Source organism: Candidatus Poribacteria bacterium (genome assembly GCA_021295715.1).
Classification (GTDB): Bacteria; Poribacteria; WGA-4E; order WGA-4E; family WGA-3G; genus WGA-3G.
Genome location: JAGWBV010000145.1, coordinates 15,766 through 16,319 on the forward strand (window position 1 = coordinate 15,766; position 554 = coordinate 16,319).

General features: G+C 44.4%; 1 protein-coding gene. It reads right to left on the bottom strand.

The features are described from left to right. Positions 1–73 precede the first annotated feature (73 nt). A partial coding sequence (locus tag J4G07_21895; protein ID MCE2416637.1) for a T9SS type A sorting domain-containing protein occupies positions 74–554 on the bottom strand: 481 nt, incomplete at its 5' end.

The window sequence follows — 554 nt, forward strand, 5'->3', positions numbered from 1 at the left end:
CAATAATCCACCTCTTTTACAGATGAAAAATGATTAAAGCGAACTCACATTTTATTATCAAACTCACGTTAGGTTACTTGATTATTAACATTTTTCGCGTTCCGATGAAATCTCCTGTCGTTAGGGTATAGAAATAGATACCACTCGCGACAGACTCACCCACGTCATTTTTTCCATCCCAATACGCCGCACGGCTGTGGTTCTGATAGATACCAGCAGGTGTATACCCCAAAGTCAAGGTCCGAACCAATATCCCATTCACAGAATAGATACGCAAGGTAACCTCCGCTGCTTCGGAGAGTTGATAGGGTATCCATGTCTCTGGATTGAATGGGTTCGGATAGTTTGGGAGTAGTACTGTCTCTTCTGGAATTAGCAAGGCTAAAAGGTTTTGAAGGAAAGCGATACCCTCTCGGAAGGCAATAGAACCGTCATCTTCAATTTGTGCCTGTTCGATCCATGCCTGTATCATCGTAGGATTTAATTCCCCGTTCTTCATTGCAGCAATAACAGAGGGCGCGGCGGCAGCCGAATTACCCATCTGTTGTGCCACA